The sequence below is a fragment of the Terriglobales bacterium genome, assembly GCA_035651995.1.
In the GTDB taxonomy this organism is placed as follows: domain Bacteria; phylum Acidobacteriota; class Terriglobia; order Terriglobales; family Acidobacteriaceae; genus DASRER01.
The window spans coordinates 99,253-112,275 of the sequence record DASRER010000020.1; the positions used below are offsets into that span (position 1 = coordinate 99,253).

The 13,023-nt window shown below is 65.2% G+C and carries 10 protein-coding genes; 7 read left to right on the top strand and 3 right to left on the bottom strand.

Going from position 1 to position 13,023, the window contains the following annotated elements; genetic code table 11:
- Positions 1 to 600: 600 nt before the first annotated feature.
- The 3 genes from VFA60_06350 to VFA60_06360 all read right to left on the bottom strand — a co-directional run bounded on the left by VFA60_06350 (position 601) and on the right by VFA60_06360 (position 4,899).
- Positions 601 to 2,067 (bottom strand): sigma-54 dependent transcriptional regulator, encoded by a 1,467-nt coding sequence (locus tag VFA60_06350; protein HZQ91394.1) that lies wholly within the window; start codon positions 2,065 to 2,067, stop codon positions 601 to 603.
- Between the two features lie 282 nt (positions 2,068 to 2,349).
- Positions 2,350 to 4,014 carry a hybrid sensor histidine kinase/response regulator gene (locus tag VFA60_06355; GenBank protein ID HZQ91395.1) on the bottom strand — a complete coding sequence of 555 codons (1,665 nt, stop codon included), beginning with the start codon at positions 4,012 to 4,014 and terminating at the stop codon, positions 2,350 to 2,352.
- Positions 4,015 to 4,170: 156 nt separating this feature from the next.
- The gene (locus VFA60_06360) at positions 4,171 to 4,899 is read right to left on the bottom strand and encodes a GvpL/GvpF family gas vesicle protein (GenBank protein ID HZQ91396.1); all 729 of its coding nucleotides are present in this window, start codon (positions 4,897 to 4,899) and stop codon (positions 4,171 to 4,173) included.
- 746 nt (positions 4,900 to 5,645) lie between these two features.
- Here VFA60_06360 and VFA60_06365 point away from each other — a divergent pair.
- From VFA60_06365 to VFA60_06395, 7 genes are all read left to right on the top strand, one after another.
- The gene (locus VFA60_06365) at positions 5,646 to 6,788 is read left to right on the top strand and encodes a sensor domain-containing diguanylate cyclase (GenBank protein ID HZQ91397.1); all 1,143 of its coding nucleotides are present in this window, start codon (positions 5,646 to 5,648) and stop codon (positions 6,786 to 6,788) included.
- Entirely contained in the window at positions 6,785 to 7,999 is a 1,215-nt protein-coding gene (locus VFA60_06370) for a hypothetical protein (protein ID HZQ91398.1), read from the top strand. Before VFA60_06365 ends, VFA60_06370 begins: the two co-directional genes overlap by 4 nt.
- A 138-nt stretch (positions 8,000 to 8,137) precedes the next feature.
- Positions 8,138 to 8,794: a phosphoribosyltransferase gene (locus VFA60_06375; protein ID HZQ91399.1), complete on the top strand. Its 657-nt coding sequence runs from the start codon at positions 8,138 to 8,140 to the stop codon at positions 8,792 to 8,794.
- Between the two features lie 136 nt (positions 8,795 to 8,930).
- Positions 8,931 to 9,341 (top strand): cytidine deaminase, encoded by a 411-nt coding sequence (locus tag VFA60_06380; GenBank protein HZQ91400.1) that lies wholly within the window; start codon positions 8,931 to 8,933, stop codon positions 9,339 to 9,341.
- 104 nt (positions 9,342 to 9,445) lie between these two features.
- On the top strand, positions 9,446 to 10,765 hold the full coding sequence (locus VFA60_06385; protein HZQ91401.1) for a thymidine phosphorylase: 1,320 nt from the start codon (positions 9,446 to 9,448) through the stop codon (positions 10,763 to 10,765).
- 83 nt (positions 10,766 to 10,848) lie between these two features.
- Positions 10,849 to 12,072, top strand: coding sequence for a nucleoside transporter C-terminal domain-containing protein (locus VFA60_06390; GenBank protein ID HZQ91402.1), 1,224 nt, complete (start codon positions 10,849 to 10,851; stop codon positions 12,070 to 12,072).
- A gap of 5 nt (positions 12,073 to 12,077) precedes the next feature.
- On the top strand, positions 12,078 to 12,935 hold the full coding sequence (locus tag VFA60_06395) for a purine-nucleoside phosphorylase (protein HZQ91403.1): 858 nt from the start codon (positions 12,078 to 12,080) through the stop codon (positions 12,933 to 12,935).
- The last annotated feature ends 88 nt before the right edge of the window (positions 12,936 to 13,023 follow it).

Sequence of the window (13,023 nt, forward strand, 5' to 3'; positions counted from 1 at the left end):
AGCAAACTCTAAATCATAAGCACGCTTTCGAAAGAGCGTCAACAGGCGACGAACCAGTGCCGCACTCCCGGTGCAGGCGCTGAAAGCGCACCAAGCTTGGATGCGCGATGGGGAGGAAAAGCACTCAGCACTCAGCATTCAGCACTCAGCAGTCAGCTCTCGGCATGCAGCCCTTGGACGGTCCCGGCAAGCCAAGTGCGTCCTGGCTGAAGCCGCACGGGGCTGAATGCTAAGGCCGTGCGCTGAATGCTGCCGTCACGAAAAAAAACGGCCCCGGTTTTCACCGGGGCCGTCGAAAGAGGCAAGGGAGGGAGGGAATTCAGGGAAGGCGATGCAAGGCGTCGTTCCCCATGAGGGAACGCTCAGAATGGATACGTCGAAATCGAGGGAAGAGAAACGGAGTCACTTGTGGCCTCTTTTGGTGACGTGCTGAATTGCACTCGCCCAACCAAAAATCCCCAGGGCGATGCGCCGATTTCAGCCAACGACGAACCGCTTTTGCCCTCAAGCTGTTAACCGATGGTGAAAGGAGATTTCCACATCCGGGAACCGCCCGGGCAGCAGAGGGAGACCAGCCAGAGTGGAATCGGGATACCACTGCTAGGCAGAACGCTGCTTAGTTTGCACCTGGTCCTGCTCTTCGATGATCTTGAGCTTGTTCAGCAATGCTTTGTAGCTGATTTTCAGGATCTTGGCGGCCTGGCGGCGGTTCCAGCGCGTCTGGGCCAGGACGCGCTCAATGGCTTCGCGCTCGGCCTGCATGGCGGCGCGCTTGCCGATCTCGAGCAGCGACGGCATCTCGCCGTTGCCGTTGCCCACACTGGCGGGCGCCTGCTCGCCAGCGGGCCCCGCTGCCGGCGCGCGCGACGGCGTGCTGATGGACGACAGGATGGGCTTGTGGGTGGAGAGCTCGCGGATGATCTGCGCCTCGTTGCCCACGATCACGTAGCGCTTCACCAGGTTTTCCAGCTCGCGGATGTTGCCCGGCCAGGCGTACTCCATCATGCGGCCGACGGCGTAGTCGCCGAAGGGAGGCGGCTGCTTGCCATAGTACTCGCTGTACTTGCGCTGGAAGAAATCGAGCAGGATGGGAATCTCTTCGCGGCGCTCGCGCAGCGGCGGGATGTGAATGCTCACCACGTTCAGGCGATAGAACAGGTCTTCGCGGAACAGTCCGTCTTCCACGGCGCGCTCCAGCGGCTTGTTGGTGGCGGCCAGGACGCGAACATCCACCGAGATGTCGCGCTTTCCGCCCAGGCGTGCGAATTCGCCGTCCTGCAGGACGTGCAGGAGCTTGGCCTGGAGCGCCGGGTGCATCTCGCTGATTTCGTCGAGAAAGATGGTGCCGGCGTGGGCCTGGTCGAATTTGCCCAGCTTTTGCCGGCTGGCGCCGGTGAAGGCGCCGGGCTCGTATCCGAACAGCTCGCTCTCCAGCAGTTCGTGCGGGATGGCGGCGCAGTTCACCTTCACGAACGGCTTTTCGCGACGGGTGGACTGGGCGTAGATCATGCGCGCCACAACTTCCTTGCCCGTGCCGCTTTCGCCGCGGATGAGGACGGTGGCGGTGGTGTCGGCCACCTGCTCGATCGTCATCTTCACCTCTTCCATCTTCGGGCTGGTCCCGAACAGGAGGGTGAAGTCGCTCTGGCGGCGGACCTGCTCGCGCAACTGGTTCACTTCGCTGACCAGGCGCTGGCGGTCGAGCACCTTGGCGATGCGCACTTCGAGTTCTTTGGGCTCGAAGGGCTTGGAGATGTAGTCGTCGGCGCCGAGCTTGCTCGCCTTGAAGATGAGTTCGGGATCGTTCTGCCCGGAAAGCATGATGACGGCAACTTCCGGCTTGATCTGCTTGATGCGCTCCAGGGTCTCGATGCCGCTGAGCCCGGGCATGGCGACATCGAGCAGGACCAGCGCGGGATCGTAGACGCGGAACATGCGAAGCGCTTCTTCGCCGCTGGTGGCGCTGGAAACCTCGAAGTTGTGGCGCACCAGGTATGCGTCCAGGTATTTGGCCATCGAACCGTCGTCGTCAACGATGAGCACCCGCGTCTTGGGGTTCGACAGCATCCTGGAATCCCTCCTGGGCTCGAAAACAGCAGTGGTCTAGCAAAGCAGCATCGGCGTGCGAATGTTTAGAATCCGAATGTCCTTCTCGGGATGCCGCAGCGCATCCACAGGCCAGTTCCGCCGCAAACCTGCTTTGTTTCAATCCGTTACACGGCCCGACCAGCCTTGAACCTCAGCCACCGGGGCTGGTTTCCCCCCGCTTAGCTGGGCTTTGTGGTGGCACGCATTGTATCCGAATTCCAACTTGTGGAACACAGGTTCCGCAAGCCTTGGTGAAGTGTATCAAGCTGAGATTGCGTTGATGGCGGCGGCGGCCTGCTGGAGCGGCAAGGTGAAGCGGAAAGTGCTGCCGCGGCCCGGCTCGCTGGAGACGGTGATGCTGCCGCCATGCGCCTCAAGGATGCGCTTGGCGATGGCCAGTCCGAGGCCGGAGCCTTCGCGCTGGCGGCACTCGGCCTGGCGGCGGATCTGCGCGAACTCGTCGAAGATGAGCGCCTGGTCTTCCGGCGCGATGCCCACGCCGGTGTCCGCGACGGCGATCTCGATTTCGCCGGAAGAGGCGCGGTGGCGCAGGCTGACGGTTACTGATCCGCCGGCGGGCGTGAACTTCATGGCGTTGCCGATCAGGTTGGTCAGCACCTGCTGGAGGCGCTCCGGGTCGGCCTCCATGCGCGGCAGTCGCGAGGGCAGCTCGACGCGGAGCTTGAGCTTGCGCTCGCGCGCGTCGTGCTGGAACAGGGCCACCGCCGCGTTGACCACGTGCCGCAGGTCGGTGGGCACGAAGCTCATCTGCATTTTGCCGGACTCGATCTGGGTGATGTCGAGCATGGAGTTCACCAGGCGGATGAGGCGCTTGCAGGCGGAGGAGGAAGCGCGCAGGGTTTCCTGCTCCTCGCCGCTGAGGCGGTCCTGGAGCGATTCGGCGAGCATGCTGTTGTAGCCGAGAATGATGCTCAGCGGTGTGCGCAGCTCGTGGGTGGCGACGCTGAGGAACTGCGACTTCAGGCGATCGAGTTCACGCAGCTTCTGGTTGGCCTCGGCGAGGTCGTCGTTGTTGCGCTTGAGTTCGGCGATGAGCGCGGCATTTTCCAGCGCGAGCGCGGCCTGTCCGGCAAGCCCGCGCAGGAAGCGGCGCGAAGAGGCGTGAAATTCGTAGGTGCGCTCGCCGTCGTGCGCCCAGAGCACGCAGGCCAAGCGCCCCATGGAGAAGCCGGGAACGAGGGCGAACGAAGCGATGTCGTGCTGCGCCGCCCAGGCGGTGAGCGGCGGCGGCGCGCTGGCCGCGGTCAGAATCGGATCGAGCTGCAGGCGCTCGCGCACGATGGGGCCGCTGAGCGCCTCAGCCAGCGCCGCGATGGACGCGGGTCCGGCGGCCTCCGTGCTCGCGATGTTCGCAAGTGTGACGATGCCGGCGTGCTCGACGTGGAGCACGCGGCGGGCGGTCTCGCTCACTTCGGCGACGATCTGCTGCGCGTCGGTGGCGGTGGCCAGCGCATTGCCCACGCGATAGAGACTGTCGATTTCCGAAAGCCGCTTGCGCTCGAGCGAGCGCTTCACCGAAAGCTTGAGCTGCGGCACCTCGGTCGGCTTGAGCAGGTATTCGAAGGCGCCGAGCTGCACCGCTTCGATGGCCGAGTCCATGGAGGCGTAGCCGGTCATCATGATGGTCACGGTGGAGGGCGAGCAGTTGCGGACCTCGGCAAGGATCTGCAGGCCGTCAACACCGGGCATCTTCAAATCGGTGAGGACCAGGTCGTAGGTGTGGTCGCGCAGCGCCTGCAAGGCTTCGGCGCCGTCGCTGAACGCGTCCACGCTGTAACCCTCCTGCTGCAGGATGGCGGCGACGGTGATGAGCACGCTGTGTTCGTCATCGACGACTAGAATTTTCGCCTTGGGGGCTTCGGCGGCAGTGATGCGGGCCGGGGCGCTGCTGACTGGGGTCGCCATAAGGAGGTGCTGCTTGGGTTGGATGCAGGTTCGAGGAAAAACGTCTAAGGCGAGATGCGATCAGTGTGCGCCTTGTTGCGCCACCGGAGCGGGAAAAAAGGAAGGCGCGCGGCGGGGCGCGCCCGGTCCGTTTGAACCGGGGTAAAAGCCGGCGGCCTAGCTGATGATCCGCAGTTTGCCGGGCATGAAGTGATACGGCGGCCAGGGACCGGAGAGCATGAGTTCGCAGCCCTTGAGCTGGCGCATGGCGCTGTTGTAGCGATTCTGGTACTTCTCGATGCTCTGGTGGTCGATGAGGTGGGCGATGTCGATGAGCATGCCGCCGGAATCCACGCGCTTGCAGCTGACTTCTTCTTCCAGCGGATTAAACAGCTTGTGCACCTGGACGGAGAGCGTGCGCGCCTTGCTCTGGTGCTCGCGATCCCGCACCGCTTTTTCGCGCAGCTTGTTCAGGTAGGCGACGCTGCTGGTGGCCGGGATCGCGCTGTCGAACACGCGGCGCTCGAGCACGCCGTCGCGCACCAGGAGCTTGAGGTGCATCTCGGCCTTGCCGCGCAGGCGCGCCACGGTTTCGGTGAACGCCTTGCGGTTGGCGCGGACCGCCTTGCGCAGGGCTTCATCGGAATCGAAGATCGTGCCGAAGCGGAAGGGAAGCACGGTGGAGTTGCGGAAGCACTCGCTGACCACGCGGGCGTGGTCGAGGATGGCCTTCTGGTCGAGCGGCGTGCCGTTGTGCTCGCTCACGATCACGGAAAATTCGGCGGTGGGATAGCCGAAGACCGGCGCATCGCCGATGCCGCGCATTTTTTCAATAAGAAAAGGGCGGCGCGTCCGCCCGCCCTGAAAGGCTCCCTGCTCCGTAATGCAATATGCGTACCAAGCCATGTCCCGCCTCTTTCGCAAGCACCGGCGCTCGGCAAAGCCGCGCCAGGAAGTGGCACAAAACCGTCTTTGACAGTCGGACTCTAGGGCTGGGCTTGGTTGCGTCACACCGGCAACTTCGCCCGGTACAGCGATGAGGGCGAACGCGGCACAGCGCTCGCTCAGAAACATCCTACCTCTTACCTCCACGGCAGCGCAACTGTTCCTGTGCAATCGAGCCAGGCGCCGCCCGGAAAGCGCGCCAGGCCGCGGCACACAGCAATGCGCGCTGTGGAAATGTTCGGACCCGCGACCGGAAAACCGGGATTACTGACTCGTTAGCTCAGGCACGGTCTCGAACGCCGATCGAGCCTCCTGTGGAAATCTCGGCGCAGCCCAAGCGCTTGTGCTGGTTACGGGTTTTGACAGGGTGCGGCAGCGGGCGCGGACGCGCCCCTGTCGCTTGGGTTGGCGCATTCTGGCGTGGGCAGCGATACCGATTACGGAAAGGTAAATGCCTCCGCGCCCCCCTTGGTCACAGGCCGGGCGTTGGATAGGGCATGGGGATGCCGCGTTGCGGACCCTGGCTACCCAGTTGAGGCAATTCGTGCTCTGCAAAAACGTAGATTCCGGCCCTGGTGCTCTCCGGAATTCAGCGACGAGGCGGTTCTTTCCTTCAAAACGCAGGCACGGTAGCAGAATTCGCGGAACCCTGATGTGCTCTGCGCCTGGTGGAATTCGTCTTGCTTTGAGCAAGGGGAAACACGGCCTTGCCGAGGACTGCCGGGCCGTTGGTGTCCATGTCGGTACCGCAGCCCAGCTTCGAAGCATACCCACCGGAGCAGTTCGTGGTGGAGGTGTGTTCGGAGCTGCCCGAGGAGCTGACGCGGCAGCGCTGGCGCCATGTGAACGTGGTGTTGCGGCTGAGCATGCTGGCCGGCCTGGAAATGCAACTGGAAGCCACGCTGAACCTGCTCTGCGACTTTGCCTCCGAGATCGTGCCGCACGATGGCGCCCTCGTTTATTTCTGGAACGAAAATGAAGAGCAGGTGCAGGCGCGGGTGTCGCGCGGACTGGAGCGGCTGGTCCCGGAAAGCTTCTGCCGGGGCAACCTGCTGAATTACTGGGCGGCGCGCTATGCGCGTCCGCTGCTGATCAACCGCGGGCAGAATCCGCAGGCCGATGCGTGCCTTGACCTGCTGCGCTCGGCGTCGGCGCTGGTGCTGCCGCTGTTCGTGCAAAACCGGGTGGTCGGCACGGTGCAGCTCTTCTCGCGGCGTTGGAACGCCTTCTGCCAGGCCGACGCGCAACTGCTGTGGGTACTCGCGCTGGTGTCGGAGAGCCTGCTGACGCGGCAGTACGCCAACGAAGGCCTGATCCGCTACGCCTTCACCGACTTCCTCACCGGGCTGAAGACGCGCGGCTACTTCGAACAGCAGCTGGAGATGGAGATCAAGCGCTCGGAGCGCAAGAAGCAGCAGCTGGCGCTGCTGATGATCGACATTGATCACTTCAAGCCGCTGAACGACAACTACGGGCACCACATCGGCGACCAGGTCTTGCGCGACGTGGCGGCGCTGCTGGTGAAGGACATGCGCGAGGTGGACACGGTGGCGCGCTACGGCGGCGAGGAGTTCGTCATCGTGCTGCCGGAGACCGGCGGACAGGGCGCGCTGCTGGTGGCCGACCGCCTGCGCCGGTCGGTGGAGCAGGCCCGCTTCTTCGCCGGCGCGCCCAAGGCGGTGGAGCGGCTCACCATCAGCGTGGGCATCGCCGTGTTCGATTCCGACGCGCAGTTCAAGAGCGAGCTGATCCAGCGGGCCGATACCGCGCTGTACGCCGCCAAGGCCGAGGGCCGGAACCGCTCCAAGCTCTACAGCGACGTAGCGCGCCAGCGCCGGGAAGCCTCGTGAAGGTGAAGCACGGCCATCGCGCGATGCCGCACGCCGACCCGGCGCGCACGCCTGCAAGCCATGTGCGGCCCTGGCGGGTGTTGCACGCCTGCGGCCGGCTGGCCGACGTTGCCGCGCTGGTAGACGGCGAGAGCGCCGCCGGCATGTTTCCCCAGGTGGTGGCCGGATGGCGCGCCGGCGAGAGCGCGCATGCGTCGCCGGGGCTGATGACGGCGTGGCACGACGTGCGGCGCTGGCGCGCTCTGCTGGACGAAGCCGATCCGATGGGAGTGAGCGAGGTGCTGCACGCGCACTCTTTTTCCGCCGGCATGGCGGCGGTACGGCGAGTGCCGGTCGTGGTCTACGACATTTCCAGCTTCGTAGAAGACGTGGACAACGGCGCAGAGGCGCCGGGCGCATGGGTCTCACGCTCGTTCCAGGTGGCCGAGCAGTTCGTGATCAGCCGCGCCGGGGCGACGGTGGTGCGCGGACTGGCGGCGCGCGAGCGCGCCCTGGCGCGAGGAGCACAGCCGGAGCATCTTTTCGTGGCGCCGCAGCCGCTCAGCGCGCAGCAACTCCAGATCACGGCCGCGGGCTCGAACCCGAGCGATGGCGGCGATGGTGTTTGCTTCTATTGCGCGGGGGTACCGCTGCTGGCCGGCGGCCGGCTGACGCCGGAGTTGCTGTCGCTGCTGCGGGCGATGGCGGCGGTGGCTGCCGAAGTCGAAGGCGTGCGGCTCAGCCTGGAACTGGACGACGCCGCCAGCGAAGCACAGGTCCGCGGAGAGCTGGTGGAGTTGGGCGTAGGGCTGCCGGTGACGCTGGTGGCGGCGCCCATGCGCTCGGGGCGGTTGCAGGCTGCGGACGTAGTGCTGCTCCAGGATGCATGGGCCGGGTCTTTCGCGCTTGGACTGGAGGCGATGCTGCACGCGCGGGCGCTGCTGGCGGCCGATACGCCCGCGCATCGCGACCTGAGCCGGCAGGGGCGGGGCTGCGTCTGGTTCCGCCCGGGCGACCTGCGCGACCTGGCGTGCCGCGCCGCGTTCCTGGCGCGCAACCAGGATTTTCTGCGCAGCCTCGGAGCCGCCGGTTGCCGGCATGCGCTCGCCACGCGCTCGCCCGCGGCGGTCGCCGAAACCTACGATCCGATCTATCGCCACGCCGTGCAACGCCAGCGCAACCGGCCCGACGTGCCATGGACAGGGCTGCAACTGGCCCGAGCGTGTATCTAGCGGAGAGTGGAACGTGCATAGTGGTGAGTTGGCGCCCCGCGATCGCCGGCCTTTACCTCCTCCCGCATAGGTTGATCTTCCGCGGGCCTCAACTGTTCACTTTCCGCTATCCACCATTCACTGCAGTATGATTTCCGGATGATTTTCCGCGACCGCACCGACGCCGGACGTCAGCTGGCGGAAGCGCTGAAGCCGCTGACCGGCCGGCCGGATGTGCTGGTGCTGGCGCTGCCGCGCGGCGGCGTGCCGGTTGCTTACGCCGTGGCCGAGGCGCTGGGCGAGCCGCTCGACGTCTTCCTGGTGCGCAAGCTGGGAATGCCCGGCCAGCCGGAGCTGGCGATGGGAGCGGTCGCATCGAATGGTTCGCGCGTACTGAACCAGGACGTGCTGCGACAGTTCGACATTCCCGAAGCAGTGATCGAGGCAGTCACGCGCGATGAACTGCGCGAGCTGGAGCGCCGCGACGCGCTGTTTCGCGGCAACCGTCCCCATCTGGAGGTCGCCGGCAAGACCGTGGTGCTGGTGGACGACGGGCTGGCGACGGGGTCGACCATGCGGGCGGCGGCACGCGCCCTGCTGCAGCAGCATCCGGCGCGGCTCATCATCGCCGTGCCCGTGGCGGCGACACAGACGTGCGAGGAACTCCAGCGCGAGTTCCGCGACCTTGTCTGCCTCTACACTCCTGAGCCGTTTTATGCCGTCGGGCAGTGGTACCAGGACTTCAACCAGACCAGCGACGACGAAGTCCGCGAGCTGCTGGAGCGGGCTCGGCGGCCGGAGAAGATGGCATCGTAGGACCTGGCGATCGGGCCGTCTGGCGATCCGGCGGTCGCACCGGATCGTCCGACGACCAGGTGACCATCTCGCCAGATTCGCTTGACGTCAGCGGAACGCCTCGCCTTTAATGCCCTTTATTTCAGATCACCCAGCCATGGCACACCAGTCTCTCTCCCAGGAAGAGCAGCAGCGCCTGATTGCGGCCGCCGAAGCGGCCATGCAGCGGGCTTACGCGCCTTACTCCAAGTTTCGCGTGGGCGCCGCCGTGCTCACCACCAGCGGCAAGGTTTATGCCGGCTGCAACGTGGAAAACGCCTCCTACGGCCTGACCAATTGCGCCGAGCGCACCGCCATCTTCAGCGCGGTTGCCGCCGAGGGCGAAGACCTGAAAGTGCGCGCTGTGGCGGTGAGCAACGCGAACCGGGTGGCATGTTCGCCGTGCGGCGCCTGCCGGCAGGTGATCTTCGAGTTCGGGCCGGAGGCGACCGTCATCTTCCAGGGGACGAGGGGATACGTAACAAAGCAGGCGAGCGAATTGCTGCCCGCGGGATTCAGTTTGCTCTAGCACTCAGCACTCAGCAATCGGCATTCAGCCCCTGAGCGGTCCCGAACATGGCTGAATGGCCGAGTGCCCGCGGGCTGAATGCTGAGTGCGGAGTGCTGAACGCTATGAGAATCGTTGACCTCATCCGAAAAAAGCGCGACGGCGCCGAGCTGGAGCGCGGCGAGATCGAAGCCATCGTGGGCGGATACACGCGCGGCGACGTGGCCGATTACCAGATGTCGGCGTGGCTGATGGCGACGCTGCTGCGCGGTATGAGTGGCGGCGAGCTGGCGGCATTGACCGAGACCATGCTGCACTCGGGCGAGGTGCTGGATTTCTCGTCGCTGCCCGCGCCCAAGGTCGACAAGCACTCGACCGGCGGCGTGGGCGACAAGACGTCGCTGGTGCTGGCGCCGCTGGTGGCCGCCGGAGGCGTGTTCGTGCCGATGATCAGCGGCCGCGGCCTCGGCCACACCGGCGGCACGCTCGACAAGCTGGAGTCCATTCCGGGATTCAACGTCAACCTGACGCTCACCGAATTCCGCCGCATTCTTGAAACCACCGGCTGCGCCATGATCGGGCAAACGGCGGAGATCGCGCCGGCGGACAAGAAGATTTACGCGCTGCGCGATGTGACGGGCACGGTGGAGAGCCCGTACCTGATCTGCGCTTCGATCATGAGCAAGAAGATGGCCGAGGGGCTGGACGCGCTGGTGCTCGATGTGAAGACCGGCTCGGGCGCGTTCATGAAAAAAGAAGACGACGCCGTCTATCTGGCCCAGCTCATGGTGGAAACCGGACTGCGCATGGGCAAGAAGATGGTGGCGCTGATCACCGACATGGACCAGCCGCTGGGCAACCTGGTGGGAAATTCGCTCGAGGTCATCGAGTGCATTGACGTGCTCAAAGGAGAAGGCCCTCAGGACCTGCGCGATCTTTGCCTGGAGCTGGCGGCGTGGATGTTCTATCTGAGCGGGAAATCGAAGACGGTGGCGGACGGGCGCAAGCTGAGCGAGGATTTGATCGCGAACGGCGCCGCGATGAAGAAATTTCGCGAGATGGTCCGCGTGCAGGGCGGCGACGAGGGCGTGGTGGACGACGTCAAACGGCTGCCTGCCGCAAAAAGCAAGGTGGACGTCACCAGTCCGGCCGCCGGCTATGTCACGGCGATCATGAACGAGAAGCTGGGCACCGCCACCGTGGTGCTGGGCGGCGGGCGCGAGAAGAAGGAAGACCGGGTTGATCCGGCGGTGGGCCTTGTAGTCCACAACAAAATCGGGGACCGCGTATTTCAGGGTGAAGCTCTGGTCACGGTGCACTACAATGCCGACGCCCGGTTGCGGGAAGCCACACAACTGATCGCGTCGGCTTACAAGATTGAGCCGGAGCCGCCCGCGGGGGCGCGCCCGCTGGTGAAGCGCGTCATCGAGAGCGGCGGAGCGTAAGGTCCGGCTGCCGGGCGCGAAAAATTCGCGGAGGGCGCCCTCTTGCACAACCCACATTGCTCGGCTGTGCGGCGCGAGACGCTATGCATCTGACCGGGCTGCTCGGCATTTTCTTTATATTGGGCGCTGCCTACGCCTTCTCCTCCAACCGCAAGGCCGTGAACCTGCGCGTGATCGCGTGGGGCATTGGCCTGCAATTGCTGTTTGCCTGGATCGTGCTGCGCTTCAGCTTCGGGCAGCGCTTCATGCAGGCGGCGGGCGACAAGGTGAACCAGCTGCTCGGCTATGCCGACGTCGGCTCGGCGTTCGTCTTCGGCTCGCTGGCCAGCCCGGCCGGGCCGGCGGGGTTTGTGTTCGCCTTCAAGGTGCTGCCGACCATCATCTTTATCTCGGCGCTGTTCGCGATGCTCTACTTTCTGGGAATCATGCAGATCATCATCCGCGGCGCAGCTTGGGTGATGACGCGGCTGATGGGCGTAAGCGGCGCCGAGTCGCTGGACGTGGCCGCTTCGATCTTCATGGGACAGACGGAAGCGCCCCTGACGATCCGTCCCTTCATCAGCAAGCTGACCGAGTCGGAGCTGATGACGGTGATGACTGCCGGCATGGCGCACGTCTCCGGCGGCATCATGGCGGCGTACATCGCTCAGGGCGTCGAGGCCAAGCACCTGCTCGGCGCGGTCATCATGACGGCGCCCGGAACGCTGCTGATCGCCAAGACGCTCGCCCCCGAAACTGGAACACCGGTGAGCGGGCGCAACGTGCGCATCGCCGAAGTTGACGCCGATCGCGACCCGAATTTGCTTGGCGCGATCGCTCGCGGCACCATCGACGGGCTGAACCTTTCCATCAACGTGGCCGCCATGCTGATCGCCTTCCTGGCGCTGATCGCGCTGCTGAACGGGATCATGCTCGGCATTCACGGTCGCGTGCCGCTCTTCCCCGAAAGTTTGCAGCAGGTGCTGGGCTGGATCTTCGCGCCGGTGGCGTGGCTGATCGGAATTCCCTGGCACGACGCGGGGCGCATCGGCAGCATGCTGGGCATCCGCATGGCCGCCAACGAGCTGGTTGCGTTCCAGCAGCTCGGGCAGATCAAGGGCCAGCTCGATCCGCGCTCGTTCACCATCGCCACCTACGCGCTCTGCGGCTTCGCCAACTTGAGTTCCATCGGAATCCAGATTGGCGGCATCGGGGCGCTGGCGCCGGAGCGGCGCGGCGACCTGGCGCGGCTGGGATTCCGCGCCATGCTGGCGGGCACGGCGGCCAACCTGATCTCGGCCAGCATCGTGGGGCTGCTCATCCAATGACGCCGATGATGCAGCAGGCCCGCAATCACGACGACTTCTCACGCGCGGAAACGGCCGCGGAATTCGTGCTGGCGCGGACGCGGCATCGCCCGCGCATCGCGCTGGTCCTCGGCTCAGGCCTGGGCGGCTTTGCCGATTCACTCAAGGACGCCACAGGCATTCCCTATGCCGATATTCCCGGATTTCCGCAAACGTCGGCCATCGGGCACGCCGGGCGCCTGGTGATCGGCACATCGGCGGGCGTGGCGCTGGCCGCGATGCAGGGGCGCGCGCACTTCTACGAAGGCCATCCCATGCGCGATATCACGTTTCCCATGCGCGTCTTCGGACGGATGGGCGTGGGCGCAGTGGTCCTGACGAACGCCGCCGGCGGCATCAACTTGAACTACGGGCAGGGCGCGCTGGTGGTGATGAGCGACCACATCAACCTGCAAGGCACGTCGCCGCTCGTCGGCCCGAACGACGAGCGCTTCGGCCCGCGCTTTCCCGACATGTCGCAGGCCTACGACCGCAATTACCGCCGCTTCGCGCAGGAAGAAGGCCGGCGGCTGGGGATGGAGATCCATGAGGGCGTCTACGCGGCCCTGCACGGGCCGCAATACGAGACGCCGGCCGAGATCCGCTTTCTGCGCACCATCGGCGCCGACCTGGTGGGCATGAGCACGGTGCCGGAGGTGATCGTGGCGCGGCACATGGGCATGAAGGTGCTGGCCATTTCGTGCGTCACCAACATGGCCGCCGGAATTCTCGACCAGCCGCTGAACCATGAAGAGGTGCTGGAGACCGGACGGCGCGTGCAGGCACAGTTCGTGGCGCTGCTCGAAGCGGTGATCCCGCGGATCGCGGCGGATGTCGGCAATTAGCGCTTAGCAGTTGGCATTTGGCCGCTGGACAGTGCGCGCTAAGTACGTGGGATGGTGCAAGGCCGGTTCACACGCAGGACACAAAAAA

Bases quoted from the DNA above. Each gene is read 5' to 3' on its own strand.
- VFA60_06350 (HZQ91394.1), bottom strand. From the start codon at position 2,067: ATGCTGTCGAACCCCAAGACGCGGGTGCTCATCGTTGACGACGACGGT.
- VFA60_06355 (HZQ91395.1), bottom strand. From the start codon at position 4,014: ATGGCGACCCCAGTCAGCAGCGCCCCGGCCCGCATCACTGCCGCCGAA.
- VFA60_06360 (HZQ91396.1), bottom strand. From the start codon at position 4,899: ATGGCTTGGTACGCATATTGCATTACGGAGCAGGGAGCCTTTCAGGGC.
- VFA60_06375 (HZQ91399.1), top strand. From the start codon at position 8,138: ATGATTTTCCGCGACCGCACCGACGCCGGACGTCAGCTGGCGGAAGCG.
- VFA60_06380 (HZQ91400.1), top strand. From the start codon at position 8,931: ATGGCACACCAGTCTCTCTCCCAGGAAGAGCAGCAGCGCCTGATTGCG.
- VFA60_06385 (HZQ91401.1), top strand. From the start codon at position 9,446: ATGAGAATCGTTGACCTCATCCGAAAAAAGCGCGACGGCGCCGAGCTG.
- VFA60_06390 (HZQ91402.1), top strand. From the start codon at position 10,849: ATGCATCTGACCGGGCTGCTCGGCATTTTCTTTATATTGGGCGCTGCC.
- VFA60_06395 (HZQ91403.1), top strand. From the start codon at position 12,078: ATGATGCAGCAGGCCCGCAATCACGACGACTTCTCACGCGCGGAAACG.